Here is a 601-nt window from a genome sequence, read left to right as displayed (position 1 = left end):
AGGTTCCATAAAGTGAAGAATAAACTAATATAGTTGATTTGAAGTATTTTATGGGACCCTTTATCTTACATTCCCTGATAGCTCAGTTGGTAGAGCACTCGACTGTTAATCGAGTTGTCACAGGTTCGAGTCCTGTTCGGGGAGCCATATGCTTCCATAGCTCAGTAGGTAGAGTGCATCCATGGTAAGGATGAGGTCACCGGTTCGATTCCGGTTGGAAGCTCCAGTACAAGGCCCGTTGGTCAAGTGGTTAAGACACCTCCCTTTCACGGAGGTAACAGGGGTTCGAGTCCCCTACGGGTCATTGTTATGATGCCATTGAATAATGATGGCTGTGGACCCTTAAGCAGTTTTAAGCTGGACGCTTAGCTCAGCTGGGAGAGCATCTGCCTTACAAGCAGAGGGTCGGCGGTTCGATCCCGTCAGCGTCCACCATGCCGCTGTAGCTCAACTGGTAGAGCAACTGACTTGTAATCAGTAGGTTGGGGGTTCAAGTCCTCTCGGCGGCACCAGTGAAATTCGAATAATGGGGATTAGCCAAGCGGTAAGGCAACGGACTTTGACTCCGTCATGCCTAGGTTCGAATCCTAGATCCCCAGCC

The 601-nt window shown here is 49.8% G+C and carries 6 tRNA genes; all 6 read left to right on the top strand.

Going from position 1 to position 601, the window contains the following annotated elements:
• Positions 1 to 71 precede the first annotated feature (71 nt).
• The 6 genes from GC093_RS24020 (at position 72) to GC093_RS23995 (ending at position 599) form a co-directional block, all read left to right on the top strand.
• Positions 72 to 147 (top strand) — tRNA-Asn (locus GC093_RS24020).
• Between the two features lie 3 nt (positions 148 to 150).
• Positions 151 to 226: transfer RNA gene (locus GC093_RS24015), tRNA-Thr, on the top strand.
• A 6-nt stretch (positions 227 to 232) separates the two neighbouring features.
• Positions 233 to 304, top strand: a tRNA-Glu gene (locus GC093_RS24010).
• A gap of 55 nt (positions 305 to 359) precedes the next feature.
• Positions 360 to 435 (top strand) — tRNA-Val (locus GC093_RS24005).
• A gap of 1 nt (position 436) precedes the next feature.
• Positions 437 to 512: transfer RNA gene (locus GC093_RS24000), tRNA-Thr, on the top strand.
• A 15-nt stretch (positions 513 to 527) separates the two neighbouring features.
• A tRNA-Gln gene (locus GC093_RS23995) sits at positions 528 to 599 on the top strand.
• Positions 600 to 601: the final 2 nt, after the last annotated feature.

It is taken from the genome of Paenibacillus foliorum (assembly GCF_013141765.1).
Lineage (GTDB): Bacteria > Bacillota > Bacilli > Paenibacillales > NBRC-103111 > Paenibacillus_S > Paenibacillus_S foliorum.
This window is presented reverse-complemented; position numbering and strand designations above follow the sequence as displayed.